The sequence below is a fragment of the Streptomyces sp. NPDC059567 genome, from assembly GCF_042735655.1.
Taxonomy (GTDB): Bacteria; Actinomycetota; Actinomycetes; order Streptomycetales; family Streptomycetaceae; genus Streptomyces.
Genome location: NZ_JBHWBS010000029.1, coordinates 48,283 through 74,764 on the forward strand (window position 1 = coordinate 48,283; position 26,482 = coordinate 74,764).

Here is a 26,482-nt window from a genome sequence, read left to right on the forward strand (position 1 = left end):
GGTCGCTGGGAGCCCCTCCATTTTCTCGTCGGGGCTGGGGAATCTGCCCTGACCTGGGTGGCGGCGGAACCTGACCTGGTACCGCCGCTGGCACTTCTGCCGAGTTACCAAGCGTCCTCGATATGTGCCCATCAGGCGGGGAACTTTGCCCGTCGCCTGGTGCGGCTGGCCCGTAATCGACGGGTCGACGTCGCGTGGGTGCTCAGCTTCTGTGCGTGGTCCGTGGGGCCTTCTTGCTCAACAGGTGATCCTCTCGGATGTCCTAGGTCTCGCGGGCCTGATTCCTTTCTACTCCTGTCGGATGGGATGCGAAAGTCCTGGCTGGACTTATTTACTTTCGTATCAAATCCGGGCAAAGCGATCGGCAAGGGCGGCCTGCCGCCGACGGTTGGCGTACCAGACGAGGCCGGCGGTCGCGGCGGCCGCGCCGACGGCGGCCGCCGCCACGAGCGCGGGGCGAGGCGGCATCCGGAACGCGGGCAGTCGCTGCTTGAGCCGGACCGGCTTCTCGAAGGCCAGGATCGGCCAGTCCCGGGTGGTGGCCTCACGGCGGAGCGTCCGGTCGGGGTTCACCGCGTAGGGGTGGCCCACGGCCTCCAGCATCGGCACGTCGGTCGCCGAGTCGCTGTACGCGTAGCAGCGCGAGAGGTCGTACCCCTCCGACTCGGCGAGCTCCCGGACCGCCTCCGCCTTGGTGGGCCCATAGGCGTAGTACTCCACCTCCCCGGTGAAGCAGCCGTCGTCGCCGACGACCATCCGGGTGGCGACGACCCGGTCGGCGCCCAGCATCTCGCCGATCGGCTCCACCACCTCGGCGCCCGAGGTCGAGACGATGACGACGTCACGGCCGGCGGCGTGGTGCTCCTCGATGAGCGAGGCCGCCTCGTCGTAGATGATCGGATCGATCAGCTCGTGCAGGGTCTCGGCGACAAGCTCCTTGACCTGCGCGACGTTCCAGCCTTTGCAGAGCGCGGAAAGATATTCGCGCATCCGCTCCATCTGATCGTGGTCGGCGCCGCCCACGAGGAAGACGAACTGGATGTAGGCCGTCCGTAGGACGGCGCGGCGGTTGATCAGTCCGCCTTGGTAGAAGGACTTGCTGAAGGTCAGCGTCGACGACTTCGCAATGACCGTCTTGTCCAGGTCAAAGAAGGCGGCTGTGCGCGGCAACGAGTGGTTTTCCACGAGGCGAGCATAGGTGCCCGCCATTCGGCGTACGCTCGGGCGTGTGGGTTTGCCTGAGAAGGCTCTCGGGTACACCATGGAAGTCACGGATCGTTCGCGACCGTGCTAACCCGGTCCGGCTCCTCCCCCCCCGAGTCGGCCGGAGAGACGACCCCCGCTCTCCCCCCCGGCGGGGGTCGTCGCATGTCCGGACGCGTTTTCGCCTGCTGGATCCTCATCTCTCCCCCTCCCGTCGGCCGTGTGGCCGCCGCTGCGTGATGACCTCGTTCCGTCACTCAGCGTAGCGGCGGGGCTGCTCTCCGGACATCCCTGGTATGGGGCACGGGGATATTCACAACCGGTGAGTTATCCACAGTTTTTGAGCAAGATCCACAAGATTTCCGGGATGGCGCCACGGTGATTCCCGCCGCGAACTCCGCGGTCGGAAGGAATCACCGATCTCGGCCGTGCGACCGGCGCGGACGGGATCACACGGACAGGGGGCGTCTGCTGTGGCGGGAATGTCGACTTTCAGAACTTTCGGGGGTTTCAGGGCCGCGCGGTCCACCGGCTCATCGGCAACGCCGGACGGGGGGAGGGCCGGCGGGGGACACCAGGCCGGGCCGTTGATCGTGACCGAGGACCTGGCGCTGCTCGACGACCTCTTGCGGCTGTGCGCCGCGGCGGGAGCCGAGCCCGAGGTGCACCACACGGTGCCGGACAACCGCACGAGCTGGGCCGACGCCCCGCTCGTCCTCGTCGGCGACGACGCGGCGGCGCGCTGCCGCGGGGCCGTGCGCAGGCCGGGCGTCATCCTCGTCGGCCGGGGCGCCGAGGGCCGTGAGGACCCCGAAGTGTGGCGGCGGGCCGTCGAGATCGGCGCCGACTGTGTGCTGCGGCTGCCGGACGCCGAGAGCCGGCTCGTCGACCGGATCGCCGACGCGGCCGAGGGCGCCGGGAAGCAGGCGTTGACCGTGGGCGTCATCGGTGGACGCGGCGGCGCCGGTGCCTCGACGCTGGCCTGCGCCCTCGCGCTGGCCGCCGCCAGGACCGGCCGGCGCACCCTGCTCGTGGACGGTGACCCGCTCGGCGGCGGACTCGACGTCCTGCTCGGCGGAGAGCGGGCCGAAGGCAGACGATGGCCCGACTTCGCCGCCTCCAAGGGACGGGTGGCCGGCGGCGCCCTGGAGGAGTCGCTGCCCTCGGTGCGCGGGCTCCGGGTGCTCAGTTGGGACCGGGGCGACTCGGTTCTCGTACCGCCCGAGGCGATGCGCTCGGTGCTGGCCGCGGCGCGCAGGCGCGGCGGGATCGTCGTGGTGGACCTGCCCCGCCGGGTCGACGCGGCGGTGACCGAGGCGCTGGCGCAGCTGGACCTCGGACTTCTCGTCGTCCCCGGCGAGTTGCGGGCCGTCGCGGCGGCGCAGCGGGTCGCCGCCCACGCGGGCCGGGTGGTGCGTGATCTGCGCGCGGTGGTGCGCGGTCCGTACGCTCCCGGACTCGACGAGCAGTGGGTCGCGGACGCGCTGCGGCTGCCGCTCGCCGGGGAACTGCCACACGATCCCGGCCTCCTGGCCGGCCTGGACGGCGGCGCGCCGCCGGGCGGCGAGGCGCGGGGTCCGCTCGGCCGCTTCTGTGCGGAGCTCTGGGCGCGCGCACTGGCCCCGGACGGGGCGTCATGAGCATCGGGGCGTCCACGGGCGGTGCGGGCGGTGGCGCGGGGCTGCTGGAGGCCGTGCGGCAGCGGCTCGCCGAAAGCGGCGCCGAGCCGACACCCGCACGGGTCGCGGCGGCGCTGCGGGCCCAGGGACGGCTGCTCGGGGACGCGGAAGTCCTGGGCGCGGCCGAGGCATTGCGGTGCGAACTGGTCGGCACAGGCCCGCTGGAGCCTCTGCTCGCCGATCCCGCCGTCACCGATGTGCTCGTCTCCGCACCCGACCGGGTCTGGGTCGACCGGGGCGCCGGTCTCGAACTCACCGACGTCCGCTTCGCGGACGCGCCGTCCGTACGCCGACTGGCGCAGCGGCTCGCGGCGGTGGCCGGCAGGCGCCTGGACGACGCCCGGCCCTGGGTGGACGCACGACTGCCCGACGGGACCCGGATGCACGCCGTACTGCCACCCGTGGCGGTCGGCTCGACCTGTCTGTCGCTGCGAGTGGTGCGGCCGCGTGCCTTCTCCGTGGGGGAGTTGACCGCGGCGGGCACGGTCCCGCCGGGCGGGGAGCGGATCCTGCGGGCGCTGATCGAGGCCCGGGTCTCCTATCTGATCTCCGGCGGCACGGGTTCGGGGAAGACGACGCTCCTGTCCACGCTTCTCGGTCTGGTCGGCGAGCGGGAGCGGATCGTCCTGGCCGAGGACTCGGCCGAACTGCGGCCCGACCACCCGCATGTGGTGCGCCTGGAGGCGCGCCCGGCGAACCAGGAGGGCGCCGGTCTGGTGACCCTGCGGGACCTGGTCCGGCAGGCGCTGCGGATGCGGCCCGACCGACTGGTGGTCGGCGAGGTCCGGGGCGGGGAGGCCGTCGATCTGCTGGCAGCCCTGAACACGGGCCATGAAGGCGGTTCGGGAACGCTCCACGCCAACACGGCGGCCGACGTGCCGGCCCGCCTCGAAGCCCTCGGGACGGCCGCCGGCCTCGACCGGGCGGCGCTGCACAGCCAGTTGGGCGCCGGACTCTCGGCGGTGCTGCATCTCGTACGGGACCGGGCGGGGCGACGGCGGATCGCCGAGATCCATGTCCTCGAAAGGGACCGGGAGGGGCTTGTGGTGACCGTGCCCGCGCTGCGCTGGGGAGCGGCCGGGTTCGAGCGCGACCGGGGCTGGGGGCGGCTGAGGTCGCTGATCGGGGGCGAGTGGTGAGCGGGGAGCAGTGGGTGCCGGTGCAGGGCGTGGCGGCGCTGTGCGCGGGGGTGGCGATCTGGCGGCTGGCCGAGCGGGAGCGGGGGTTGCGCAGGGCGCGGGTTCTGCTGGCCGACGGAGGTCCTCTGGGAGCCCTGGAGGCTCTGGGGGTTCCGGGGCGTGGGCGCGTGTCGTTTCGGGCTGTGGGCGAGCGGTGGTGGGCCGTGGTGCGGGCGCGGCGGGCCTGGTTGTGTCTGCCCGTCGCCGTGATGCTCGCGCTCCTCGGGGAGTCACCGCTGCCGTTGGCGGCGGGGGCGCTCGCGGTGCCGCTGGTGGGGCGCAGGCTGCATGCGGCGGCGCTCCGCAAGGAGCGGGAGGCGCGGTCCGACGCGGTCGTGGCCCTGTGCGGTGCGGTCGCGGGAGAACTGAGAGCCGGTCGGCAGCCGGCGCAGGCGCTGCTCTTCGCGGTCGGGGCGACCGAGGCGCTCGGGCCGGGGGAGGAAGCGGAGGTTCTCGCGGCGGCCCGGTTCGGCGGGGACGTGGCCGGGGCGTTGCGGCGGGCGGCGCGGCAGGACGGGGCGGACGGTCTCGCCGGCCTTGCGGCCTGCTGGCAGGTCGCGGTGGACGGGGGCGCCGGGCTGGCCGCGGGGCTCGACCGGCTGGAGGCCGCGCTCAGGGAGCACCGTGACCAGCGGGAGCGGTTGAAGGCCCAACTGGCCGGGGCCTGGGCGACGGTGACCGTCCTCGCGGTGCTCCCTGCGGTGGGGCTCGTGCTCGGCACGGCGCTGGGAGCGAGGCCGCTGCACGTGCTGCTGCACACGCCGGTGGGGCTCGGGTGCCTGGCCGTCGGCGGCGCTCTGGAGGCGGCCGGCCTGTGGTGGGCGGCGCGGATCGTGAGAGGCGGGGAGCGGGCGTGAGCGGGCAGACCGAAGCGACGGGAACCACGGGGCTGGCGGGGCTGGCGGAAGCCACAGGGCTGACGGGATCGGCGGGGCTGACGGGACCGGCGGGGCTGGCGGGACCGGCGGGGCTGGCGGAAGCCACAGGGCTGACGGGATCGGCGGGGCTGACAGGACTCATGCAACCGGCGGGGCTCATGGGGCTGGGTGAGTTCATCCACAGGCTGGGGATGGTGGCGGCAGTGGCCGGCTCGGTCGTGTGGGCCGTCTGGACCGTGGCCGACCGGCGGCGACAGAGGCGGACGCGCAGACGGATCGCGGCCTTGCTGGGGGCCGAGTTCGAGCGACGGCGACGGCACGCGACAGGGCTTCCGCCCTGGCTGCGTGGCTGGGTGTGGCCGCTCCTGGCGCTGGTCGTCGGCTGGATGCTGATCGGCGGCCCGACCGGTCTCCTGACGGGCGTCGTGGCGGGCTGGGGAGCACGGAGGTTCTGCGCGCGCCGTGCCCCGGCGGCAGGCGACGACGGGGAGGCCGCACGGCAGCTCCCGCTCGCGGCCGATCTGTTGGCGGCCTGCGCGTCGGCCGGAGCGGGGCCCGGCGAGGCGGCCGAGGCCGTGGGCAGGTCGCTGGGTGGACCGGTCGGCGACCGGCTGACCCGGACGGCGGCGGAGCTCCGGCTCGGCGGCGAACCGGCCGATGTGTGGCGGAGGTTCGGCGAGATATCCGGCGCCGAGGGCCTGGCCCGCTGCCTGGAACGGGCCGGCTCCTCCGGGGCGCCCGCCGCGGAGGCCGTCTCGAAGCACGCGGCCGACCTGCGGGCGGAGCGGGCGCGGAAGGCGGCGGCCCGGGCACAGCGGGCACAGGTGCTGATCACCGCGCCCGTGGGGCTCTGCTTCCTGCCCGCCTTCCTGGCGGTCGGGGTGGCCCCGGTGGTGATCGGCCTCGCGAGCGGCCTGCTGCGGCACTGACGGAAGACGCGCACGCGCTCACGAGCACTGGCACGAGCACGAACACGAACACGACGACAGCACATGGGGGTTGGCATGAAGAGGATGAGTGCGTGGTGGCGGGCCCGTGGGGCGGCCCGGAGCGATGCGGGGATGACCACGTCCGAGTACGCGATGGGGACGATCGCGGCCGCGGCCTTCGCGGCCGTGCTCTACAAGATCGTGACCAGTGGTGGGGTCTCCGGCGCGCTGGAGTCCGTGATCGGGAAGGCGCTCGATGCGCCGTTCTGAGGACCGGGGCGCGGTGACCGTAGAGGCGGCGATGGCCCTGCCGGCCCTGGTGGTGTTCACCATGGCCCTGGTCTGGGCCCTCGCGGCGGCGGCGGCGCAGATCCAGTGCGTGGACGCGGCGCGGGCCGGGGCGCGGGCGGTGGCCCGGTCGGAGCCGGTGGCCGGCGCCGAGGACGCCGCCCGGGCGGCCGCGCCGGAGGGGGCCAGGGTCGGCGTCACCCGTTCGGGCGAGCTGTGGCGGGTGACTGTGGAGGTGCCGGCTCCGGGGCCCGGCGGGATGGGGCTCACCCTGCGCGCCGGGGCCGCGGCGCTCGCCGAGGACACGGTGGGGGTGACGGCGCCATGAGCGGGGCCGGGACCGACAGGCCGGGCGTGGCGGGCAGGGCGAGCGGGAGGGACGCCGTGCGCGGCGACCGGGGGATGGCGACGGTGTGGACCGCGTTCGCGGCCTGCGTCCTGTGCGTGGTCTTCGGGGCGGTGCTCGCGCTGGGGCAGGCGGTCGCGGCCCGGCACCGCGCGGGCGGTGCCGCCGACCTGGCGGCGCTCGCCGCCGCCGACCGGGCCCTGTGGGGCGAGGAGGCCGCCTGCGCGGCGGCGGCCCGGGTGGCGGGTGCGCAGGGCGCGGCCGTGCTGCGGTGCTCCCTGCGGGGCGACATCGCGGATGTGACCGCGGCGGTGCGCCTGGGGCCGTACACGCCGACGGTCAGGGCCCGGGCGGGGCCTCCCGAGGCTCTTCCGGGGCTTCCCGCAGCAGTTCCGTGAGGAGGCGCACGGCGCCGCGCTTGTGGAGCGGGTCGTTGCCGTTGCCGCACTTGGGCGACTGGATGCAGGAGGGGCAGCCCGCCTCGCACTCGCAGGAGGCGATCGCCTCGCGGGTGGCCGACAGCCACGCGCGGGCGGTGTGGAAGGCCCGCTCGGCGAAGCCCGCGCCACCCGGATGGCCGTCGTAGACGAAGACGGTCGGCAGCAGGGTGTCGGGGTGGAGCGGGACCGAGACCCCGCCGATGTCCCAGCGGTCGCAGGTGGCGAAGAGCGGCAACATGCCGATCGAGGCGTGCTCGGCGGCGTGCAGGGCGCCTCCGAGGATCTCCGGGTTGATCCGGGCGGCGTCCAGCTGGTCCTCGGTGACCGTCCACCACACGGCCCGGGTGCGCAGGGTGCGGGGCGGCAGGTCGAGCTTGGTCTCGCCGAGGACCTCGCCCGTGATCAGACGGCGGCGCAGGAAGGAGACGACCTGGTTGGTGACCTCGACGGAGCCGTAGCAGAGGCGGCCGGCTCCCCAGGGGATCTCGATGTCGGTTTCGAGGACGGAGATGGAGGTGGTGTCCCGGGCGGTGGTGGAGTACGACGGACTGGCCTCCTCGACCAGGGCCACGGAGTCCTTCAGGTCGAGGGTCTTCACCAGATAGGTGCGGCCCTGATGGAGGTGGACGGCTCCGTCGTGGACGGCGGTGTGGGAGGCGGCCTCGTCGACCGTGCCGAGGAGACGGCCCGTGGCGGCCTCCACGATCTGGACGGGACTGCCGCCCCCGCCCCGGATGTCGGTCAGGTCGGCGGCCCGCTCACGTCGGGTCCAGTACCAGCCGGTGGAGCGCTTGCGCAGGAGGCCGGCGGCCTCCAGCTGGGGCAGCAGTCCGGGGACGGCCGGGCCGAAGAGGGCCAGGTCGGCGTCGGTGAGTGGGAGCTCCGCGGCGGCGGCGCACAGATGGGGGGCGAGGACGTACGGGTTGTCGGGGTCCAGCACCGTCGACTCGACCGGCTGCTGGAACAGCGCCTCGGGGTGGTGGACCAGGAAGGTGTCCAGCGGGTCGTCGCGGGCGACCAGGATCGCCAGGGCGCCCTCGCCGGAGCGGCCCGCGCGGCCCGCCTGCTGCCACAGGGACGCCCGCGTGCCCGGGTAGCCGGCGATCACCACGGCGTCCAGGCCGGAGACGTCCACGCCCAGCTCCAGGGCGGTCGTGGCGGCCAGGCCGAGCAGCTCGCCCGAGTGCAGGGCGCGCTCCAGGGCGCGGCGCTCCTCGGGCAGGTATCCGCCCCGGTAGGCGGCCACCCTGCGGGCGAGGGAGCGGTCGACCTCGGCGAGGCGTTCCTGGGCGATGACCGAGATCAGCTCGGCGCCGCGCCGGGAGCGGACGAAGGCGACCGAGCGGACGCCCTGGACGGTCAGGTCGGTCAGCAGGTCAGCGGTCTCGGCGGTGGCCGTGCGGCGCACCGGGGCGCCCTGCTCGCCGTGGAGCTCGGTCAGCGGCGGCTCCCAGAGGGCGAAGACCAGCTCGCCGTGCGGGGAGGCGTCGTCGGAGACCTCCGAGACCGGCAGGCCGGTCAGGCGGCCGGCGGCGAGGGCGGGCTCGGCCGAGGTGGCCGAGGCGAGGAGGAAGACGGGATCCGCGCCGTAACGGGCGCAGACACGCCGCAGCCGGCGCAGTACCTGGGCGACGTGGGAGCCGAAGACGCCCCGGTAGGTGTGGCACTCGTCGATCACGACGAAGCGCAGGGAGCGCAGGAAGGAGGACCACCTGGGGTGGGACGGGAGTATGCCCCGGTGCAGCATGTCGGGATTGGTCAGCACGTAGTTCGCGTACTGGCGGACCCACTCGCGCTCCTCGACCGGCGTGTCGCCGTCGTAGACGGCAGGCCGGATCCGGTTGCCGAGCGGGGCGGCCAGCTCGCGCACGGCGCGGCGCTGGTCGGCGGCGAGGGCCTTGGTGGGCGCCAGGTACAGGGCGGTGGTGCCCCGGCCGTTCGCGGCCTCGGAGCCGTCCAGGAGCGTGGACAGGACGGGTGCGAGATAGGCCAGCGACTTGCCCGAGGCGGTGCCGGTGGAGATCACCACGGATTCGCCGTCCAGGGCGTGCTCGGCGGCCTCTGCCTGGTGGGCCCAGGGGTGCTCGATGCCCGCCTCCTGGATCGCGCCGATCACTTCCGGCCGGATGCGATGCGGCCAGACGGCATGACGACCCTCCCGGGCGGGCAAGTGCTCCGTATGAGTGATGCGCGCGGCCCGGCTCTCGCCCGAGGAGAGCCGGTCGAGGATCATGCCGGGAGAGGGGCGGCTGCCCGGGTCCCCGGCAGGTCGACTGGGGCGGTGATTCTTGGCCATCGGCACCGAGTGTGTCACTGGCATGACGGACAATGCTCCCAAGGCGTCGTGCATGGCTGCTGGTAAGTGATTGAATGCCATCGCGGCTGGCGTTCCGTCCCCCGACTCCGCCGGGGAGACCCGAGGGGCGACCGCTCGATAGCAAGGTGCTGGAGGATCCGTGGACCTGTCCCTGTCGACTCGCAATGTGTCCGGCCCGAGTGGCGACCGTACGGTCGTCGAGGTCGGTGGCGAGATTGATGTGTATACCGCGCCCAAGCTGCGCGAGCAGTTGGTCGAGTTGGTGAACGACGGCAGCTACCACCTGGTTGTCGACATGGAGGGCGTGGACTTCCTCGACTCGACCGGCCTCGGCGTGCTGGTGGGCGGCCTGAAGCGCGTCCGTGCGCACGAGGGCTCGCTGCGCCTGGTGTGCAACCAGGAGCGCATTCTGAAGATCTTCCGGATCACCGGCCTGACCAAGGTGTTCCCCATTCACACCACGGTCGACGAGGCCGTCAACGCCACCGACTGACGGCCGGCCGGTTCGGAAGAAGGAGTGGAGAGCCGGGCCGTACACGCCCGGTCCTCCGACTTGCCCGCCCATTCGTTCCTAGGGGGACCGCATGGCCACCGTTGAACTCCGCTTCAGCGCCCAGCCCGAGCACGTCCGCACGGCCCGCCTCGTGGCGGCCGCGGTGGCGCGCCGGGCCGGGGTCGACGAGGCGGTCCTCGACGAGGTCAGACTCGCCGTCGGCGAGGCGTGTTCCCGCGCCGTGGGGCTGCACCGCAGCAACGACGTCACCACCCCCGTCCGGGTCGTGCTGACCGAGGAGGAGAAGACGTTCTCCATCGAGGTCGGCGACGAGGTCCCGGGCGCGGGCGTGGCGGCGGCCGATGCCGCCGGTGTGCCCGGTGCACGGGACGAGGCTCCGGCCGAGGAGTTCGACGACGCGGACGGTGAGGACGAGATGGGTCTCGCGGTGATCCGCGGGCTCGTCGACGACGTCGAGGTCCGCGCCGGCGAGGAGGGCGGGGTCATCAGGATGAGCTGGCCGACCACGCCGGCGGTCGCTCTCCCCTGAGCGTTGCCCCGGTGAGCGTTCCCCCAAAGGGCGCTTCCCTGGCGGGCGTTGCCTGAGCGCTCCTCCGAGCGCTCCCGGGATCATTCCCCCGAACGGCGTACCTCGAACGAATGGCGCACCTCGATCCGCGAGATCATGGCGAGATCATGAAAGAGGCCCTGCTGAGCAGGGCCTCTTTTCATTTCTCTAGATCATGGATCATGTGTAAATGCTTTTGCCCCATTACTTCTTTCGATGGGAAGATCGAGTCAATGGGGAATTCCGTTTGCGGCGCCCTGTATTGATCAGGTTCCGCTCCCTACAATCCGTCCACATCTTGAGCTCGCAACGTCAAGGAGGACGAATGGCGGGGCTCTTCAACACAGAACTGACCGGACACCCCACTTCTCTCGCCGCGGCGGTACTCACCGACGAGAACCGAACCATCGTGATCGTCATCGCGGTCGTCGCGCTGGCCGCGCTCTTCGTCGCCCAGGTGCTGGTGCGCCAGGTGCTCGCGGCCGGTGAGGGCACCGATGCGATGAAGAAGATCGCCGCCGCCGTACAGGAGGGCGCGAACGCATATCTCGCACGGCAGTTGCGGACCCTCGCGATCTTCGCCGTCGCCGTGTTCTTCCTGCTGTTGCTGCTGCCCGCCGACAACTGGTCGCAGCGGGCCGGGCGTTCCCTCTTCTTCCTGGTGGGCGCGCTTTTCTCGGCGGCCACCGGATACATCGGCATGAGGCTCGCCGTACGGGCAAATGTGCGAGTGGCCGCGGCCGCCCGCGAGGCGACCCCGGGACCGGGCGAACCGGAAAAGGATCTGACGTCCGTCGCGCACAAGGCGATGAAGATCGCTTTCCGTACGGGCGGAGTGGTCGGCATGACCACCGTGGGCCTCGGCCTGCTCGGTGCCGCCTGCGTCGTCCTCGTCTACGCGGCCGACGCGCCCAAGGTCCTGGAGGGCTTCGGCCTGGGTGCCGCGCTCATCGCGATGTTCATGCGAGTCGGCGGCGGCATCTTCACCAAGGCCGCGGACGTCGGCGCCGACCTGGTCGGCAAGGTCGAGCAGGGCATCCCCGAGGACGACCCGCGCAACGCCGCCACCATCGCCGACAACGTGGGCGACAACGTCGGCGACTGCGCGGGCATGGCCGCCGACCTCTTCGAGTCGTACGCCGTCACGCTCGTCGCCGCACTCATCCTCGGCAAGGCGGCCTTCGGCGACCTCGGCCTCGCCTTTCCGCTGATCGTCCCGGCGATCGGCGTGGTCACCGCGATGATCGGCATCTTCGCGGTCGCCCCGCGGCGCGCCGACCGCAGCGGAATGAGCGCGATCAACCGAGGCTTCTTCATCTCCGCGGTGGTCTCGCTCGCCCTGGTCGCCATCGCCGTCTTCGCCTACCTGCCCTCCTCCTACGCCGACCTCAAGGGCGTCACGGAGCCCGGCATCCAGAGCCACCCCGGAGACCCGCGGATCCTCGCCCTGGTCGCCGTCGCCATCGGCATCGTCCTGGCCGCGCTGATCCAGCAGCTCACCGGCTACTTCACCGAGACGACCCGGCGCCCGGTCAAGGACATCGGCAAGTCCTCGCTCACCGGCGCCGCCACCGTCGTCCTCGCCGGCATCTCCATCGGCCTGGAGTCCGCCGTCTACACCGCCATGCTGATCGGCCTCGCCGTCTACGGGGCGTTCCTGCTGGGCGGCGCCTCCATCGTGCTGGCTCTGTTCGCGGTCGCCCTCGCCGGCACCGGCCTGCTCACCACCGTCGGCGTGATCGTCGCCATGGACACCTTCGGTCCGGTCTCCGACAACGCCCAGGGCATCGCCGAGATGTCCGGCGACGTCCAGGGCGCGGGCGCGCAGGTCCTCACCGACCTCGACGCCGTCGGCAACACCACCAAGGCCATCACCAAGGGCATCGCCATCGCGACCGCCGTCCTGGCGGCGGCGGCGCTGTTCGGCTCGTACCGTGACGCGATCGCCACGGCGGTCGGCGACGTCGGGGCCAAGGTCACCGAGACGAATCTCTCGATGGACATCTCCCAGCCCAACAACCTCTTCGGGCTGATCCTCGGCGCCGCGGTCGTCTTCCTCTTCTCGGGGCTCGCGATCAACGCGGTGTCGCGCTCGGCCGGCGCGGTGGTCTACGAGGTACGGCGGCAGTTCCGCGAGCACCCCGGGATCATGAACTACACGGAGAAGCCCGAGTACGGGCGCGTGGTCGACATCTGCACCAAGGACGCGCTGCGTGAACTCGCCACGCCCGGACTGCTCGCCGTGCTGGCGCCGATCGCGGTCGGCTTCTCACTCGGCGTGGGGGCGCTCGGCGCGTACCTCGCCGGAGCGATCGGCACGGGCGCGCTGATGGCGGTCTTCCTCGCCAACTCCGGTGGTGCCTGGGACAACGCCAAGAAGCTCGTCGAGGACGGCCACCACGGCGGCAAGGGCAGCGAGGCCCATGCCGCGACCGTCATCGGCGACACCGTCGGCGACCCGTTCAAGGACACCGCGGGACCGGCCATCAACCCGCTGCTGAAGGTGATGAACCTGGTCGCCCTGCTCATCGCGCCCGCGGTGGTGCAGTTCAGCTACGGCGACGACTCGAGTGCCGGACTACGGGCGCTGATCGCCGTCCTCGCGATCGGCGTGATCGTCGGCGCCGTCTACGTCTCCAAGCGGCGTTCGGTGGCCGTCGGAGACGAAGCGGGTGACGAAGGCAACGCCGCGCATCGCAAGGCCGCCTCGCCGGACGCGCCGGTGATTCCGTAACACCTGGTCAGAGAGCGGGCGGACGGCATGTGGTGACATGCCGTCCGCTCGTTTCGTGCGGGGGCGTGAGGCGTGTCTCCCTTGGTGCGAACGGCTGCAATATGGGATGAATCAGTCGCACGAAAGGTGGATGTCGCCCGCATGGCGTGTATGTTCCGGGGCCGAGAGCCTTGGAAGGGACCGATCCGGTGAACAAGAAACTTGCGGCCGCGCTGTCCGGCGGCGCGGTACTGGTGCTCGCGCTGTCCGGTTGCAGCGACGACGGCGACAAGGTCGACGACTGGGCCAAGACGGTCTGCGACCAGGCGAAGCCCCAGATCCAGAAGCGGGCCGACGCACAGCAGCTCATCATCTCGACGGCGGCGGACGGCAAGCCGGCCGACATCCAGGCCGCCGACTCGAAGGCGTTCCAGGACATCGCCGACGCGGACCGGGCGCTCGCCAAGTCCATCGAGGCCGCCGGGGCCCCGCCCGTGGACAACGGGGAGAAGCTCCAGCAGGACGCGGTCAAGGAGCTCAACGCCACGGCGGTGGCCTACGAAGGGCTGAAGAAGCAGGTCGACGAGCTCGACCCGAACAACCAGCAGAAGTTCGCGGATGGTCTGCAGAATGTCGCCGACGGCCTGAAGAAGATCGAGAAGCTGGACCAGGACGCGCTCGCCAAGCTGCAGTCCGGCGAGCTGGGCGCGGCGATGGCGAAGCAGCCGGGCTGCCAGAAGGCGACACCGTCGCCGGCGTCGGGCGGCTCGGCCTCCCCCGACGCGGGCTCCACGCCTTCGGAGAAGGCGTCCACCAAGCCTTCGGCGAAGCCGTCGGGATCCGCGAGCAAGAAGGCGGAGTAGCGCGGACGGACCGTACGGGCCCCGGGTGAGCGCTGCTCGCCCGGGGCCCGCGCGCTGCCGACCGGGTCGGCACGAGGCCGCCGGGTCCGTGGCCCTGGTTTCGAGACCGCCGGGTCCGTGGCCGCCCGGGTGGCCCGGGTTCGAGGCAGTCGGGATCGTGGCCCTGGTTTCGAGACCGCCGGGTCCGTGGCCGCCGGGATCGTGGCCCTGGTTTCGAGACCGCCGGGTCCGAGGCCGCCGGGACCGTGACCGCCCAGGCCGCCCGGGTTCGGGGCAGCCGGGTCCGTGGCGCGGGTCCGTGACCTCCCGGGTCCTTGGCCCTGGCTCCGAGGCCGCCGGGACCGTGGCCCGTGGTGGCGGGCGGTCTCCCCGGGCGGGGCTGCCGAGGCAATGTCGGTGGCGGCCGTCACAATGGTGGGGTGAGTACGACCAGCCTGACCTCCCGCCTCCCCGTGCCCGCGCACGCCGCCCGGCTGCGCGAAGCGCTGCTCGCCGCCGACTTCACCGCCGACGGCCTGCTCGAACGGCTCGGCGCCCCCGCCTATGCCGCGCTCGCCCGCAGCGAGACCGTGCCCGCGCTGCGGGCCACCCGGGGGGACACCCCGCTGGAGACCCTCGTGCGGCTCTTCCTCCTCCAGGGGTCCGTCCCCGCCGAGCGGGCGGCCGCCGCGCTGCCGCTGGAGGAGTGCCTGGCGGACGGCTGGGTGGAGCGCGCGGACGGCGAGGTCCGTGCCGCCGTCGACGTACGGCCGTACGGCGGGCCCGAGGGTCAGGACTGGTTCATCGTCTCCGACCTCGGCTGCGCCGTGGGCGGGGCCGGCGGCATCGGGAAGAAGGACGAGGGCGTCGTCCTCGGCGTCGGCGGGGCCTCCACCACCCTCGCCGGCATCACCGTCCGTACGCCGGTGTCCTCCGCGCTCGACCTCGGCACCGGCTCAGGCATCCAGGCCCTGCACGCCGCCCAGCACGCCACCCTGGTCACCGCCACCGACCTGAACCCGCGCGCGCTGGACTTCACCCGCCTCACCCTCGCGCTCTCCGGCGCCCGCGAGGCCGAGCTGCTGACGGGCTCCCTCTTCGAGCCCGTCGACGGCGACACGTACGACCTGATCGTCTCCAATCCGCCCTTCGTCATCTCCCCCGGCGCCCGGCTCGCCTACCGCGACGGCGGGATGAGCGGCGACGACCTGTGCCGCACGCTCGTGCAGGAGGCAGGGGAGCGGCTCAACGACGGGGGTTATGCCCAGTTCCTCGCCAACTGGCAGCACGTCGAGGGCGAGGAGTGGCAGGACCGGCTGCGCTCCTGGGTCCCGCGCGGCTGCGACGCCTGGATCGTGCAGCGCGAGGTCCAGGACATCACCCAGTACGCCGAGCTGTGGCTGCGCGACAGCGGGGACCACCGCGAGGAGCCGGCGGAGTACGCGACGCGGTACGAGGCGTGGCTGGACGAGTTCGAGGCCCGCAAGACCAAGGCGGTCGGCTTCGGCTGGATCACCCTGCGCAAGAACGCCGCGGTGGCCTCCGGCGCGGTCGAGCCGTCGATCGTGATCGAGGAGTGGCCGCACCCCGTCGAGCAGCCGCTGGGCGACACCGTACGGGCCCACTTCGAGCGCCAGGACTATCTGCGCGCCCACGACGACGCGGCCCTGCTCGCCGACCACTTCGCCCTCGCACCCGAGGTGATGCAGGAGCAGGTCGGGCTGCCGGGCGCCGAGGACCCCGAGCACGTCGTGCTGCGGCAGAACCGCGGGATGCGGCGCGCCACCAAGGTGGACCACGTCGGGGCGGGCTTCGCGGGCGTGTGCGACGGCTCGCTCAGCGCGGGCCGGATCCTCGACGCCATCGGGCAGCTGATGGGCGAGGACCCCGTGCTGCTGCGCGACCGCACCCCGCAGGCGATCCGGCTCCTGGTGGAGGAGGGTTTCCTCCTCCCGGTCGGCGAGGAGGAGCGGCGGGGTTGATACGGATCGAGCTGGACGAGGCCTCGCTCGGAGCGACCCGCATCGCGATCAGCCCGCTGCGGGACGCCTTCTGCGCCTTGCACCTCGCGCTGCCGTGGCGGCGGCCCTCCTGGCCGTACCAGGAGTGGGTCGTCGGCGCGCGGGAGGTGTGGCGTGAGGACGAGCGGCTCGCGCCGCTGCGGGACCTGCTGGCCGAGGGGCGGTACGAGGTCTCCGACTTCCTGCTGCCCCGCCCCGTCGGCACGGCCGACGTCCACGAGGAGCTCGATCAGCTGCGCTCCACCGACCCGGAGTTCGTCCGCGCCCAGGCGGCCGTCTCCTTCCCCGGGATGGCGGACGAGCCGTTCCTCCAGCCGTATCTGACCGACCCGCAGGCCGCCTGTGCGGTGCTCGCCGACGCGTACGCGGCCTGGTGGGAGGGCGCGATCGAGCCGTACTGGCCGACCATGCGCCGGCTCGTCGAGGACGAGGTCCTCGTCCGGGCACGGACCTTCGCGACCGAGGGCGTCGACACGCTGTTCAGCGGGCTCGAAGCGCGCGGGCGCTGGGAGCGGCCGGTGCTCGAACTGACCAAGTACTACGAGGCGGAGTACGCGGCCGGGGAGCGGCGCCTGGTGCTGGTCCCGCTCGTCTTCGCGGAGGGCTGCCGGCTCTACTCGACCGACGACCCCGAGGTCGTCGCCGTCTCCTACCAGGCCCGCGGGGCCGCCGCCCTGCGCGAACCGGCCGAGCCCGTCGCCGACGACCGGCTCGGGCTGATGCTCGGCCGCGGCCGGGCGGCCGTCCTGCGGGAGCTGGCCGGCCCACTGACCACCGCCGGTCTCGCGGACCGGCTCGGGCTCGCGCCCAGCACGGTCTCCGAGCATCTGTCGGTGCTCGCCGAAGCGGGCGTGGTGACCCGGCACCGGGTCGGCCGCTCCGTCTACTACCAGCTGACGGACACCGGCCGTTCGCTGCTCGCGCTCCTCGCGGGGGAAGGCGTGCTGCACGCGGTCGCCTGACGATTCGGGGGCTCCCGAATCGATGGCCCGAGGCGGTACGGCGCTCCTAACGTCCCGCCCATGCTCGCAATCGAGGCGGACGCGCTGCGCCGCACCTACACCAGCAGGACCGGTTGGCTGCGGCCCCGCCGGACCGAGACCGAGGCCGTGCGCGGGGTCACCTTCGAGGTGGCGCCCGGCGAACTGTTCGGGCTGCTCGGCCCGAACGGCGCCGGGAAGACCACCACCATCAAGATGCTCAACACCCTGCTCCTGCCGACCTCCGGCACGGCCCGGGTGTTCGGCCACGACGTGGCCCGCGACCCCGTCGCCGTACGCCGCCGCATCGGCTACGTCTTCGGCGGCGACCGCGGCCTCTACGACCGGCTGTCCGCCCTCGACAACCTCCGCTACTTCGCCGAGCTGTACGGCGTCGAGCCCCGCGCCCAGAAGCGGCGGATCGCCGAACTCCTCGACCTGGTGGGCCTCACGGGCCGCGAGAAGGAGCGGGTCGAGGGGTACTCGCGCGGGATGCGGCAACGCCTCCACATCGCCCGCGGCCTCCTCCACCACCCCGACGTCCTCTTCCTCGACGAGCCGTCCATCGGCGTCGACCCGGTCGCCGCCCGCGACCTGCGCCGTACCGTCGCCGATCTCACCGCGGCCGGCACCACCGTGCTGCTCACCACCCACTACATGGCCGAGGCGGACGAGCTCTGCGACCGCGTCGCCGTCATCGCCGGCGGCCGGATCCGGGCGCTCGGGACGCCCGAGAGCCTCAAGTCCCGCGTCCAGGAACGGGACGTGCTGGAGATCGAGGCGTACGGCGTCGGCGAGGAGCACCTGGCACGGATCCGCGAACTGCCCGGCGTGCGGGGAGCATCGGCGGAGGACCGGGGAGCGGCGCAGACCGTGACCGTGCAGACCGATCGCGGCGCCGTGCCGCACGCCCGGGTCCTCGCGGCCGTCGAGGGCGTGCGCGTCGGGCGGGTCGCCAGCCGCGAACCCTCCCTGGAGGACGCCTACATCGCGATCGTCTCCGAGGACGACCGGCAGGGCACCGACGAGTCCCGGCAGTCCCAGGGTTCTCAGGGGGTGCCGGCGTGAGGCGCGTCCTGCGGCTGATCGGCGTCGGGGTGCGCACCCATGTCTCGTACATGTCCCGCTCGCCCATCGAGATCACCTTCGCCGTCCTGGTGCCGCTCGTGTACGCGACCCTCGCCGTCTACCTGTTCCGCGCGGCCGGGGACCCCGAGCGGCTGCTCACCGCCTCCGTCGGCGCCGGGCTCATGGGCATCTGGGGCTCGGTGCTGTTCGGTTCGGGCGGCGCCGTGCAGAACCAGCGCTGGCTCGGGACGCTGGAGACGCTCGTCGTGGCACCCGCTCCGCTCGCCCTGGTCCTGCTGCCGATCACCCTCGCGACGGCCGTCATCGGTACGTACGCGATGGGGGCGACCGTCCTGTGGGGCGTGCTGCTCTTCGGCGTGCCCCTGGACTTCGCGCACCCGGTCCTCTTCCTCGTCGCCGTCCCCGTGTGCGTGCTTGCGCTCGGCATGATGGGGCTGCTGCTCGCCGCCACCTTCGTCCTGCTGCGCAACGCCAACGCGCTGGCCAATCCGCTCGACACGCCCGTCTGGCTGCTGTCCGGGCTGCTCGTGCCGATCGGCGTGCTGCCCGCCTGGACCCACCCGATCTCCTGGGCACTGCCGACGACCTGGGGCGCGCGGGCCGTGCACGCCGCGACCTCCGGCGGGGACGTCCTCACCCCGCTGCTCGGAGCCGTCGCCCTCGGCGCCGGATACGCGTCGGCCGCCGTCCTCGTCCTCGGCCGGGTGGAGCGACGGGCGCGCGCCGCGGCCACGCTCGCCCTCGCCTGAAAGGCCCCAGAGATGTTCCGCTTCCGACTCCGCCTCATCGGCTTCCGCTTCCACACCTCCGCCCGGCTCGTCGTGGTCGGCGGATCGCTCTCCTACCGCGCCCTGTTCAACTGGACGACCCCACCCATGTTCATCGGAACACTGCTGGTCGGACCGCTGCTCCAGGTGTTCTTCTTCGTCTTCCTGGGCAGAGAACTCGGTGTCGCCGACGACAGGTTCCACCTGGTCGGCAACGCCGTCCTCGCAGCTTCCGCCTCCTGCGTGTACGGCGGCACCATGGCGATCGCGAACGAGCGCCGGTTCGGCACCCTCGGGGCCGTCCTCCTCTCGCCGCGCCACCGCGTCCCCCTGTGGGCCGGACGCGCCCTGCCGTATGTCCTGAACGGGCTGCTCGTCAGCGCCTTCGTCCTCACCGTCGCCGCGCTCGTGCTCGGTCTGCCGGTGCCCGTCCGCGCGCTGCCGGGTCTCGCCGTGGTGTTGCTCGTCGCGGCCGGTGCCTGCTCGGCGTTCGGGCTCGCGCTGGGCGCGCTCGGGCTGCGCTTCCGGGACGTGTTCCTGGTGTCGAACGTGGCCAGTTCGGTACTGCTCCTGCTGACGGGCGCCGCCGTCCCCCGTCCCACGCTGCCGGAGTGGATGCGGACGGCCGGCGACCTGCTGCCGCTGACCCACGCGGCGGACGCGGCGCGCCGGCTCACCGCCGGTGGCGGCCTCGACGGCGCGCTGCTCGCCGCCGAGCTCGCCGTCGGCGCCGGGTACGCGCTCCTGGCCGTGGCGCTTCTCGCCCTCTTCGAGCGGGGCAGCAGGCGACGGGCCACGCTCGATGTGATGTGACGAACCGGATAGAAGGAAGAGATGGGGGGCACTACCGGCCATATTCGTGAACCCGGACGGGAGCGTCCGCGTCGTTCACCCGGAATTCGCGCCGACGACGCCGGGAGGTGCCAGCCTCGGCCTCCAGGGACCACGGGGGACCGTGACGGGAACGGGGTACGGGCATGGAGAGCGGGCCGGCGATCTTCGCGGGAACGGCGTTCGCGCTGTTCGGAGCCGCGCTGCTGCTGTGGACGGGGGTCCGTGTGGCGCACGGCCGGCCGGTCGCGCAGGGGGTCGCCACGCCGATGGCCGCCACGCTGACGACGATCTTCGGAATCGTCTTCCTTCTCCTCGGGGTGTGGTGCTTCGGGCGGCTGTGACGAGGTCGCCCCGAGCGGGCCCGCCCCACCGGACCGGGAGTCCGGGCGGCAGGAATGCCAGGACTCGGGTTACCGTTCGAGTGGCCGTTGCGGGCTTTCGCCGTTTGACACGGGGGCGGGTTGTACCGTCACACTCCGCAGCGACGGCAGCGTCACCGAGCGTGTCGCCGCCATGCGTGCCATGCGGAGTGCCAGCACCGTACGTGCCACCGAGCGTCGACCGGAGAGAAGAGCGAAGTTGTCCCCGACCAGCGAGACCGCACAGGGCGGCCGCCGACTCGTCATCGTCGAGTCGCCTGCCAAGGCGAAGACGATCAAGGGCTACCTCGGCCCCGGTTACGTCGTCGAGGCGAGCGTCGGGCACATCCGCGACCTCCCCAGCGGCGCCGCCGAGGTGCCCGAGAAGTACACCGGCGAGGTGCGCCGCCTCGGAGTCGACGTCGAGCACGACTTCCAGCCGATCTACGTCGTCAACGCCGACAAGAAGGCCCAGGTCAGGAAGCTCAAGGAGCAGCTGGCCGGGGTCGACGAACTCTTCCTCGCCACCGATGAGGACCGCGAGGGCGAAGCCATCGCGTGGCACCTCCTCGAGGTCCTGAAGCCCAAGGTCCCGGTCCACCGGATGGTCTTCCACGAGATCACCAAGGACGCGATCCAGGAGGCCGTCCGCAATCCGCGCGAGCTGAACAAGCGCATGGTGGACGCCCAGGAGACCCGCCGCATCCTCGACCGGCTGTACGGCTACGAGGTCTCGCCGGTCCTGTGGAAGAAGGTCATGCGCGGCCTGTCCGCGGGCCGCGTCCAGTCCGTGGCCACCCGCCTCGTCGTCGAGCGCGAGCGCGAGCGCATCGCCTTCCGCTCCGCCGAGTACTGGGACCTCACCGGCACCTTCTCCACCGGCCGCGCCGGTGACCCGTCCGACCCGTCGTCGCTGGTCGCGCGCCTGAACACGGTCGACGGCAAGCGCGTCGCCCAGGGCCGTGACTTCGGCTCCGACGGGCAGCTGAAGACCGCGAACATCCTCCACCTCGACGAGGAGAAGGCGCGGGCGCTGGCCGCCTCGCTCGCCGACACCTCGTTCAGCGTCCGGTCGGTCGAGTCGAAGCCGTACCGCCGCTCCCCGTACGCCCCGTTCCGTACGACCACCCTCCAGCAGGAGGCGAGCCGCAAGCTGGGCTTCGGCGCGAAGGCGACCATGCAGGTCGCCCAGAAGCTGTACGAGAACGGCTTCATCACCTACATGCGTACGGACTCCACGACCCTGTCCGACACCGCCGTCGCGGCGGCGAGGGCCCAGGTCACGCAGTTGTACGGCGCCGACTACCTGCCGGAGAAGCCCCGCGTCTACGCGGGCAAGGTCAAGAACGCGCAGGAGGCGCACGAGGCGATTCGCCCTTCGGGTGATCGTTTCCGCACCCCGGCGGAGACCGGTCTGACCGGCGACCAGTTCCGGCTCTACGAGCTGATCTGGAAGCGGACCGTCGCCTCCCAGATGAAGGACGCGACCGGAAACTCGGTCACCGTGAAGATCGGCGGCCGCTCCGCGGACGGCCGGGACGCCGAGTTCAGCGCCTCCGGCAAGACGATCACCTTCCACGGCTTCATGAAGGCGTACGTGGAGGGGGCCGACGACCCCAACGCCGAGCTGGACGACCGTGAGCGCCGGCTGCCGCAGGTCGCCGAGGGCGACGCGCTGTCCGCCGAGGAGATCACCGCCGACGGCCACGCGACCAAGCCGCCGGCCCGCTACACCGAGGCCTCGCTGGTCAAGGAGCTGGAAGAGCGCGAGATCGGCCGCCCGTCGACGTACGCGTCGATCATCGGCACGATCCTGGACCGCGGCTACGTCTTCAAGAAGGGAACGGCGCTCGTGCCGTCGTTCCTCTCCTTCGCCGTGGTCAACCTGCTGGAGAAGCACTTCGGCCGGCTCGTCGACTACTCCTTCACCGCCAAGATGGAGGACGACCTCGACCGCATCGCCCGGGGCGAGGCCCAGGCCGTGCCGTGGCTGAAGCGTTTCTACTTCGGCGAGGGCGAGGGCTCCGGTGCGGGCGGCGCGGCGGACGCCGGGAACGGCGACGGCGACCACCTCGGCGGTCTGAAGGAGCTGGTGACCGACCTCGGCGCGATCGACGCCCGGGAGATCTCCTCCTTCCCGGTCGGCGACGGCATCATGCTGCGCGTCGGACGCTACGGCCCGTACGTCGAGCGCGGAGAGAAGGACGCCGAGGGCCACCAGCGCGCCGACGTCCCCGAGGAGCTCGCGCCCGACGAGCTGACGGTCGCCTACGCCGAGGAGCTGCTGGCCAAGCCCAGCGGTGACTTCGAGCTGGGCGTCGACCCGGTCAGCGGCAACCAGATCGTCGCCAAGGCCGGCCGGTACGGCCCGTACGTCACCGAGATCCTGCCCGAGGACACCCCGAAGACCGGCAAGAACGCGGTGAAGCCGCGGACCGCCTCGCTCTTCAAGTCGATGGCGCTGGACACGGTCACGCTGGAGGACGCGCTCAAGCTGATGTCCCTGCCGCGTGTGGTGGGCGCGGACGCGGAGGGCGTCGAGATCACGGCGCAGAACGGCCGCTACGGCCCGTACCTGAAGAAGGGCACGGACTCGCGGTCGCTGACGGAGGAGGAGCAGCTCTTCACGATCACGCTGGAGGAGGCGCTCGCGATCTACGCGCAGCCGAAGCAGCGTGGCCGCGCGGCCGCCAAGCCGCCGCTGAAGGAGCTGGGCACCGACCCGGTCAGCGAGAAGCCGGTCGTCGTCAAGGACGGTCGCTTCGGCCCGTACGTGACCGACGGCGAGACCAACGCGACCCTGCGGACCGGGGACAGCGTCGAGGACATCACGCCCGAGCGCGGTTACGAGCTGCTCGCCGAGAAGCGGGCCAAGGGGCCTGCGAAGAAGGCGGCCAAGAAGGCGCCCGCGAAGAAGACGGCAGCCAAGAAGGCGGCGCCGGCGAAGAAGACGGCGGCCAAGAAGACCGCCGCGAAGAAGACGACGACGGCCAAGACGGCGGCGGCGAAGAAGACCGCCGCCGCGAAGAAGACGGCCGAATAGCCGCGAGCGGTACGCCTGGTAAGGGGCGGGGGCCCATTGCCCCCGCCCCTTACGACGTTTGTTCGGGCGCGGGCCACGGGGAGTGAGGGGGTCCGGATAGGGTGGACGGATGACGCGAGCAGAGCAGCCAGACTCCGACGTCGCGCTTGTCGCAGACTCCAGGGAGCGTGCCGTACGGGCGCTTTTGCGCCATCCACCCTTGCGACGGCTCTGGAGCGCCCAGTTCGTCGGTGGGACCGGGGACGCCCTCGCCCTGCTCGTCCTGGTGCTCCTCGGGCTCCAGGCCGCCGTCTCCGAGGGAGCCCTCGGCGGCGGATACCGCGGGGCCGCCTTCGCCGTCGCCGCCGTGATCGGCGCCCGGCTGCTGGCCTCGGTGCTGTTCGGCGCCGTACTCCTCGGCCCCCTCACCGCGCTGACCGCGCCCGGCGGAGCGCTCGACCGGCGCTGGACCATGATGGGAGCCGACGGTCTGCGGATCGCGCTCCTCGTGGTCGCACCCCTGTGGATCGACTGGACCCCGGACAAGGCGCTCGCCTTCCTGCTCGGCACCGTCTTCGTCGTCGGCGCTGCCGAACGACTGTGGACCGTGGCCAAGGAGGGCGCGGCCCCCGCGCTGCTGCCCGCGCCGCCGCTGGAGGGCGCCGCCGTCCGGCCCCTGCCGGACCACCTGGACGCACTGCGCCGACTGTCGCTGCGTACCGGATTCGTCGCCGTGCCGGCCGCGGCCGCCGTGCTCCTCGTCGCCACGCTCGTCGGCAATCTGCTCGGCACCGGCATCGAATGGTTCTCGCTGCACCAGGCCGCCCTCGGCTCCTACGTCGCCGCCGGACTGTTCGCCGCCTCGCTCTCCGTGCTGTACGCCGTCGAGCTGCCCGGCGGGCAGACGCCCCGGCCCCGCTCGCCCCTGGAGGGCCTGCGCAGGCCCTCCGCGGAGAAGGGCCGCACGGGAGCCGTCCCGCTGCTCGTCCTCGCCTGTGCCACCGTCGCCGCGGCCATCACCGCCGCGGCGGCGGTCTCCGTCCTGCATGCCTACGACCTCGGCGGCGGCCCCGTCACCTTCGCGCTGCTGATCCTCGCGCTGAGCGGCGCCACCGGCGTCGGCATCCGGACGGCCGGATCCGTCCTGACCGTCCTCTCCCGCCGCCGGCTGCTCGCCCTCGCGATCAGCCTCACCGGCGTCGCGCTGCTGGCGATGGGCCTCGTCCCGGACACGGCCACGGTCCTGCTCCTCGCCGTACTCGCCGGGTACGCGGGCGGTGTCGCCGCCAACACCGGCCACACCCTCATCGACCAGGAGACCGAGGAGGCCCGGCGCCCCCGGGTCACCGAACACCTCCAGGCCGTCTCCCGGGTCGCCATGGCCGTCGGCGCGCTCGGCGCTCCGCTGCTCGCCGCCGCCATCGGGGAGCACCGCCTGGCCTCCGGCAGCTTCGTCTTCGCGCACGGCGGCGCCGCCTTCACGCTGATGCTGGTCGGCGCGCTGCTGCTGCCCGTCGCCGTGATCGTCCTCGCCAAGACCGACGACCGGGCCGGCGTACCGCTGCGCCGCGATCTGCGCGACGCGCTGCGCGGTGCCGACCCCGTCCAGGCGCCCGCACCGACCGGCTTCTTCATCGCCCTGGAGGGCGGCGACGGCGCCGGCAAGTCCACCCAGGCCGAGGCGCTCGCGGAGTGGATCCGCGCGAAGGGCCACGAGGTCGTCGTCACCCGCGAGCCGGGCGCCACGCCGATCGGCAAGCGGCTGCGCTCGATCCTGCTCGACGTCTCCTCGGCCGGCCTCTCGCACCGCGCCGAGGCGCTGCTGTACGCCGCCGACCGCGCCGAGCACGTCGACTCGCTGGTCAAGCCCGCCCTGGAGCGGGGCGCCGTGGTCATCTCCGACCGGTACATCGACTCCTCGGTGGCCTACCAGGGCGCCGGGCGCGATCTGTCGCCGACGGAGGTCGCCCGCATCAACCGCTGGGCGACCGGCGGACTGGTTCCGCATCTGACCGTCCTGCTCGACGTCTCCCCGGAGACCGCGCGGGAACGGTTCACCGAGGCTCCCGACCGGCTGGAGTCCGAGCCGCCGGAGTTCCACGCGCGCGTGCGGGCCGGATTCCTTGCCCTGGCCGCCGGTGACCCCGGCCGCTACCTCGTCGTCGACGCCGGCCAGGAGCCGGAGGCCGTCACCACCGTCGTACGCCACCGGCTCGACCGGATGCTGCCGCTGTCCGAGGCCGAGGTGAAGGCCCAGGAGGAGGCGCGGCGGAAGGCCGAGGAGGACGCCAGGCGCCGGGCCGAGGAGGAGGCCGCCCGCAAGGCGGAGGAGGAGCGGCTGGAGCGCGAGCGCCAGGAGCAGCTCGCCAAGCTCCGTGCCGAGGAGGAGGAGCGCAAGCGCCAGGAGGAGGAAGAGGCCCGGCGCCGCGAGGCCGAACGGCAGGCGGAGGAGGCCCGTCGGCGGGCCGAGGAGGCCCGGCTGGCCGCCGAGGAGGAGCGCAAGCGGCGCGAGGCCGAGGAGAAGGCCCGCCGCGAGGAGGAGGAACGCCGCCGCAAGCAGGCCGAGGAAGAGGCCCGGCTGCGCGCGGAGGCGGAGGAACGCCGCCGCGAGAAGCAGCGCAAGGCCGAAGAGGCCCTGCTGCGGGCGGAGGAGGCGCGACGCCTCGCCGAGGCAGCGGCGGCGAAGGCCGCGGAGGAGACGGCGCGAAAGGCGGCTGCCGAGGCCGCGGAGAAGGCCGCCGCCGAGGCCGCCCGCGCGGAAGAGGCGAGGAAGGCCGCAGAGGCCGCCCGTGCGGAGGAGGCGCGGAAGGCCGCCGAGGCACAGCGGGCCGAGGAGGCGCAGCGGGCCGCGGAGGCCGCCGAGGCGCGGAAGGCGGCCGAGGCCGCTGCCGCCAAGGCCGCGCAGGCCGCCCGCGCGGCGGAGGCGTCGGCCAATGAGGTGACCGTGGAGACCCCCGTCGTGAACCCCGACGAGGTGACCGTGGAAACGCCCGTCGTGCAGCCCGACGAGGTGACGCAGACGGTGCCCAAGGTCTCGCCGAACGAGATCACCGTCCCGACGCCGGTCGTCGACCCGGACGCCGTCCGGCCCGAGGCGGAGACCTCGGTCCTGCCGCAGGTGCCGGCCGCGGACGAGACGGCGGTGCTCCCGCCGGTGCGGGCCGTCGACGAGACGGCCGTGCTGCCTCCCGTACGGGGGACGGACCCGGTCGACCGGGTCCCGCCGGGCATCTTCCGCGACGAGCAGACCGCCGGATCCAACGAGCAGACGCGCGAGCTGCCGCAGCTCGACGAGCAGGGCCGCCCGCGCCGCCGCTCCGACTGGGCGGAGGAGACCCCGCTCGACGACCTGCCGACCCTGGCGGACGAACTGCTCGGCCCGCACGACGACGAGGACGACGGCCGCCGCCGGCGCCGATGATCGTCTGAGGGACCGACAGCGCACCGACAACCGGGAGCGGGAACAACGCCCGCGAACCCGTTTAGTGGGCCCGGGGGGGTGTGGGGGCACCACCAAGGTGTGGGTAACAGGGGAG

21 protein-coding genes are annotated in these 26,482 nt (G+C 72.9%); 19 read left to right on the forward strand and 2 right to left on the reverse strand.

The window, feature by feature from the left end; translation table 11 throughout:
* Positions 1 to 342: 342 nt before the first annotated feature.
* Complete coding sequence (locus ACFVZW_RS15920; RefSeq protein WP_383558746.1) at positions 343 to 1,209, reverse strand: HAD family hydrolase; 867 nt, start codon at positions 1,207 to 1,209, stop codon at positions 343 to 345.
* A gap of 476 nt (positions 1,210 to 1,685) precedes the next feature.
* Between ACFVZW_RS15920 and ssd the strand changes: the two genes are divergently transcribed.
* The 7 genes from ssd (at position 1,686) to ACFVZW_RS15955 (ending at position 6,899) form a co-directional block, all read left to right on the forward strand.
* On the forward strand, positions 1,686 to 2,843 hold the full coding sequence (gene ssd / locus ACFVZW_RS15925) for a septum site-determining protein Ssd (RefSeq protein ID WP_384521398.1): 1,158 nt from the start codon (positions 1,686 to 1,688) through the stop codon (positions 2,841 to 2,843).
* Entirely contained in the window at positions 2,840 to 4,021 is a 1,182-nt protein-coding gene (locus ACFVZW_RS15930) for a TadA family conjugal transfer-associated ATPase (RefSeq protein ID WP_384521401.1), read from the forward strand. Before ssd ends, ACFVZW_RS15930 begins: the two co-directional genes overlap by 4 nt.
* Entirely contained in the window at positions 4,018 to 4,917 is a 900-nt protein-coding gene (locus tag ACFVZW_RS15935; RefSeq protein WP_384521404.1) for a type II secretion system F family protein, read from the forward strand. Before ACFVZW_RS15930 ends, ACFVZW_RS15935 begins: the two co-directional genes overlap by 4 nt.
* A 179-nt stretch (positions 4,918 to 5,096) precedes the next feature.
* The gene (locus ACFVZW_RS15940) at positions 5,097 to 5,867 is read left to right on the forward strand and encodes a type II secretion system F family protein (protein WP_384521466.1); all 771 of its coding nucleotides are present in this window, start codon (positions 5,097 to 5,099) and stop codon (positions 5,865 to 5,867) included.
* Positions 5,868 to 5,942: 75 nt separating this feature from the next.
* Complete coding sequence (locus ACFVZW_RS15945) at positions 5,943 to 6,137, forward strand: DUF4244 domain-containing protein (protein ID WP_384521407.1); 195 nt, start codon at positions 5,943 to 5,945, stop codon at positions 6,135 to 6,137.
* Positions 6,124 to 6,483, forward strand: coding sequence for a TadE family type IV pilus minor pilin (locus ACFVZW_RS15950; protein WP_384521410.1), 360 nt, complete (start codon positions 6,124 to 6,126; stop codon positions 6,481 to 6,483). The genes ACFVZW_RS15945 and ACFVZW_RS15950 overlap by 14 nt, the downstream gene beginning before the upstream one ends.
* The gene (locus ACFVZW_RS15955; RefSeq protein WP_384521413.1) at positions 6,480 to 6,899 is read left to right on the forward strand and encodes an Rv3654c family TadE-like protein; all 420 of its coding nucleotides are present in this window, start codon (positions 6,480 to 6,482) and stop codon (positions 6,897 to 6,899) included. The genes ACFVZW_RS15950 and ACFVZW_RS15955 overlap by 4 nt, the downstream gene beginning before the upstream one ends.
* On the opposite strand, the gene ACFVZW_RS15960 is transcribed toward ACFVZW_RS15955, so the two are convergent.
* Positions 6,841 to 9,318 (reverse strand): DEAD/DEAH box helicase, encoded by a 2,478-nt coding sequence (locus ACFVZW_RS15960; RefSeq protein ID WP_384521416.1) that lies wholly within the window; start codon positions 9,316 to 9,318, stop codon positions 6,841 to 6,843. The genes ACFVZW_RS15955 and ACFVZW_RS15960 overlap by 59 nt on opposite strands.
* A gap of 79 nt (positions 9,319 to 9,397) precedes the next feature.
* Here ACFVZW_RS15960 and ACFVZW_RS15965 point away from each other — a divergent pair, with 79 nt between their 5' ends.
* The 12 genes from ACFVZW_RS15965 to tmk all read left to right on the forward strand — a co-directional run bounded on the left by ACFVZW_RS15965 (position 9,398) and on the right by tmk (position 26,367).
* Positions 9,398 to 9,751, forward strand: a complete 354-nt coding sequence (locus tag ACFVZW_RS15965; RefSeq protein ID WP_137988538.1) for an STAS domain-containing protein — start codon at positions 9,398 to 9,400, stop codon at positions 9,749 to 9,751.
* 91 nt (positions 9,752 to 9,842) lie between these two features.
* Positions 9,843 to 10,301: an ATP-binding protein gene (locus tag ACFVZW_RS15970; protein ID WP_329118979.1), complete on the forward strand. Its 459-nt coding sequence runs from the start codon at positions 9,843 to 9,845 to the stop codon at positions 10,299 to 10,301.
* 343 nt (positions 10,302 to 10,644) lie between these two features.
* On the forward strand, positions 10,645 to 13,053 hold the full coding sequence (locus tag ACFVZW_RS15975) for a sodium-translocating pyrophosphatase (RefSeq protein WP_384521420.1): 2,409 nt from the start codon (positions 10,645 to 10,647) through the stop codon (positions 13,051 to 13,053).
* A 188-nt stretch (positions 13,054 to 13,241) separates the two neighbouring features.
* The gene (locus ACFVZW_RS15980; protein WP_384521422.1) at positions 13,242 to 13,895 is read left to right on the forward strand and encodes a small secreted protein; all 654 of its coding nucleotides are present in this window, start codon (positions 13,242 to 13,244) and stop codon (positions 13,893 to 13,895) included.
* Between the two features lie 419 nt (positions 13,896 to 14,314).
* Positions 14,315 to 15,856: a methyltransferase gene (locus ACFVZW_RS15985; protein WP_384521424.1), complete on the forward strand. Its 1,542-nt coding sequence runs from the start codon at positions 14,315 to 14,317 to the stop codon at positions 15,854 to 15,856.
* The gene (locus tag ACFVZW_RS15990; RefSeq protein ID WP_384521426.1) at positions 15,853 to 16,857 is read left to right on the forward strand and encodes an ArsR/SmtB family transcription factor; all 1,005 of its coding nucleotides are present in this window, start codon (positions 15,853 to 15,855) and stop codon (positions 16,855 to 16,857) included. The genes ACFVZW_RS15985 and ACFVZW_RS15990 overlap by 4 nt, the downstream gene beginning before the upstream one ends.
* A gap of 60 nt (positions 16,858 to 16,917) precedes the next feature.
* The gene (locus ACFVZW_RS15995) at positions 16,918 to 17,943 is read left to right on the forward strand and encodes an ATP-binding cassette domain-containing protein (protein ID WP_384521429.1); all 1,026 of its coding nucleotides are present in this window, start codon (positions 16,918 to 16,920) and stop codon (positions 17,941 to 17,943) included.
* Complete coding sequence (locus tag ACFVZW_RS16000) at positions 17,940 to 18,713, forward strand: ABC transporter permease (RefSeq protein ID WP_384521432.1); 774 nt, start codon at positions 17,940 to 17,942, stop codon at positions 18,711 to 18,713. Before ACFVZW_RS15995 ends, ACFVZW_RS16000 begins: the two co-directional genes overlap by 4 nt.
* Positions 18,714 to 18,725: 12 nt before the next feature.
* A complete protein-coding gene (locus tag ACFVZW_RS16005) occupies positions 18,726 to 19,544 on the forward strand; it encodes an ABC transporter permease (RefSeq protein ID WP_384521435.1) in 819 nt (272 codons plus the stop codon).
* A 164-nt stretch (positions 19,545 to 19,708) separates the two neighbouring features.
* Entirely contained in the window at positions 19,709 to 19,906 is a 198-nt protein-coding gene (locus ACFVZW_RS16010; protein ID WP_384521438.1) for a hypothetical protein, read from the forward strand.
* Positions 19,907 to 20,144: 238 nt separating this feature from the next.
* Positions 20,145 to 22,967, forward strand: coding sequence for a type I DNA topoisomerase (gene topA / locus ACFVZW_RS16015; RefSeq protein WP_384521441.1), 2,823 nt, complete (start codon positions 20,145 to 20,147; stop codon positions 22,965 to 22,967).
* A 109-nt stretch (positions 22,968 to 23,076) separates the two neighbouring features.
* On the forward strand, positions 23,077 to 26,367 hold the full coding sequence (gene tmk, locus ACFVZW_RS16020) for a dTMP kinase (RefSeq protein ID WP_384521444.1): 3,291 nt from the start codon (positions 23,077 to 23,079) through the stop codon (positions 26,365 to 26,367).
* The last annotated feature ends 115 nt before the right edge of the window (positions 26,368 to 26,482 follow it).

Excerpts from the sequence above, each read along its gene's own strand:
- ACFVZW_RS15975 (WP_384521420.1), top strand. The coding sequence starts at position 10,645 with ATGGCGGGGCTCTTCAACACAGAACTGACCGGACACCCCACTTCTCTC.
- ssd (WP_384521398.1), top strand. The coding sequence starts at position 1,686 with ATGTCGACTTTCAGAACTTTCGGGGGTTTCAGGGCCGCGCGGTCCACC.
- tmk (WP_384521444.1), top strand. The coding sequence starts at position 23,077 with ATGACGCGAGCAGAGCAGCCAGACTCCGACGTCGCGCTTGTCGCAGAC.
- ACFVZW_RS15950 (WP_384521410.1), top strand. The coding sequence starts at position 6,124 with ATGCGCCGTTCTGAGGACCGGGGCGCGGTGACCGTAGAGGCGGCGATG.
- ACFVZW_RS15955 (WP_384521413.1), top strand. The coding sequence starts at position 6,480 with ATGAGCGGGGCCGGGACCGACAGGCCGGGCGTGGCGGGCAGGGCGAGC.
- ACFVZW_RS15920 (WP_383558746.1), bottom strand. The coding sequence starts at position 1,209 with ATGGCGGGCACCTATGCTCGCCTCGTGGAAAACCACTCGTTGCCGCGC.
- ACFVZW_RS15945 (WP_384521407.1), top strand. The coding sequence starts at position 5,943 with ATGAAGAGGATGAGTGCGTGGTGGCGGGCCCGTGGGGCGGCCCGGAGC.
- ACFVZW_RS15970 (WP_329118979.1), top strand. The coding sequence starts at position 9,843 with ATGGCCACCGTTGAACTCCGCTTCAGCGCCCAGCCCGAGCACGTCCGC.
- ACFVZW_RS15960 (WP_384521416.1), bottom strand. The coding sequence starts at position 9,318 with ATGGCATTCAATCACTTACCAGCAGCCATGCACGACGCCTTGGGAGCA.
- ACFVZW_RS16010 (WP_384521438.1), top strand. The coding sequence starts at position 19,709 with ATGGAGAGCGGGCCGGCGATCTTCGCGGGAACGGCGTTCGCGCTGTTC.
- ACFVZW_RS16005 (WP_384521435.1), top strand. The coding sequence starts at position 18,726 with ATGTTCCGCTTCCGACTCCGCCTCATCGGCTTCCGCTTCCACACCTCC.
- ACFVZW_RS15995 (WP_384521429.1), top strand. The coding sequence starts at position 16,918 with ATGCTCGCAATCGAGGCGGACGCGCTGCGCCGCACCTACACCAGCAGG.
- ACFVZW_RS15940 (WP_384521466.1), top strand. The coding sequence starts at position 5,097 with ATGGGGCTGGGTGAGTTCATCCACAGGCTGGGGATGGTGGCGGCAGTG.
- ACFVZW_RS15930 (WP_384521401.1), top strand. The coding sequence starts at position 2,840 with ATGAGCATCGGGGCGTCCACGGGCGGTGCGGGCGGTGGCGCGGGGCTG.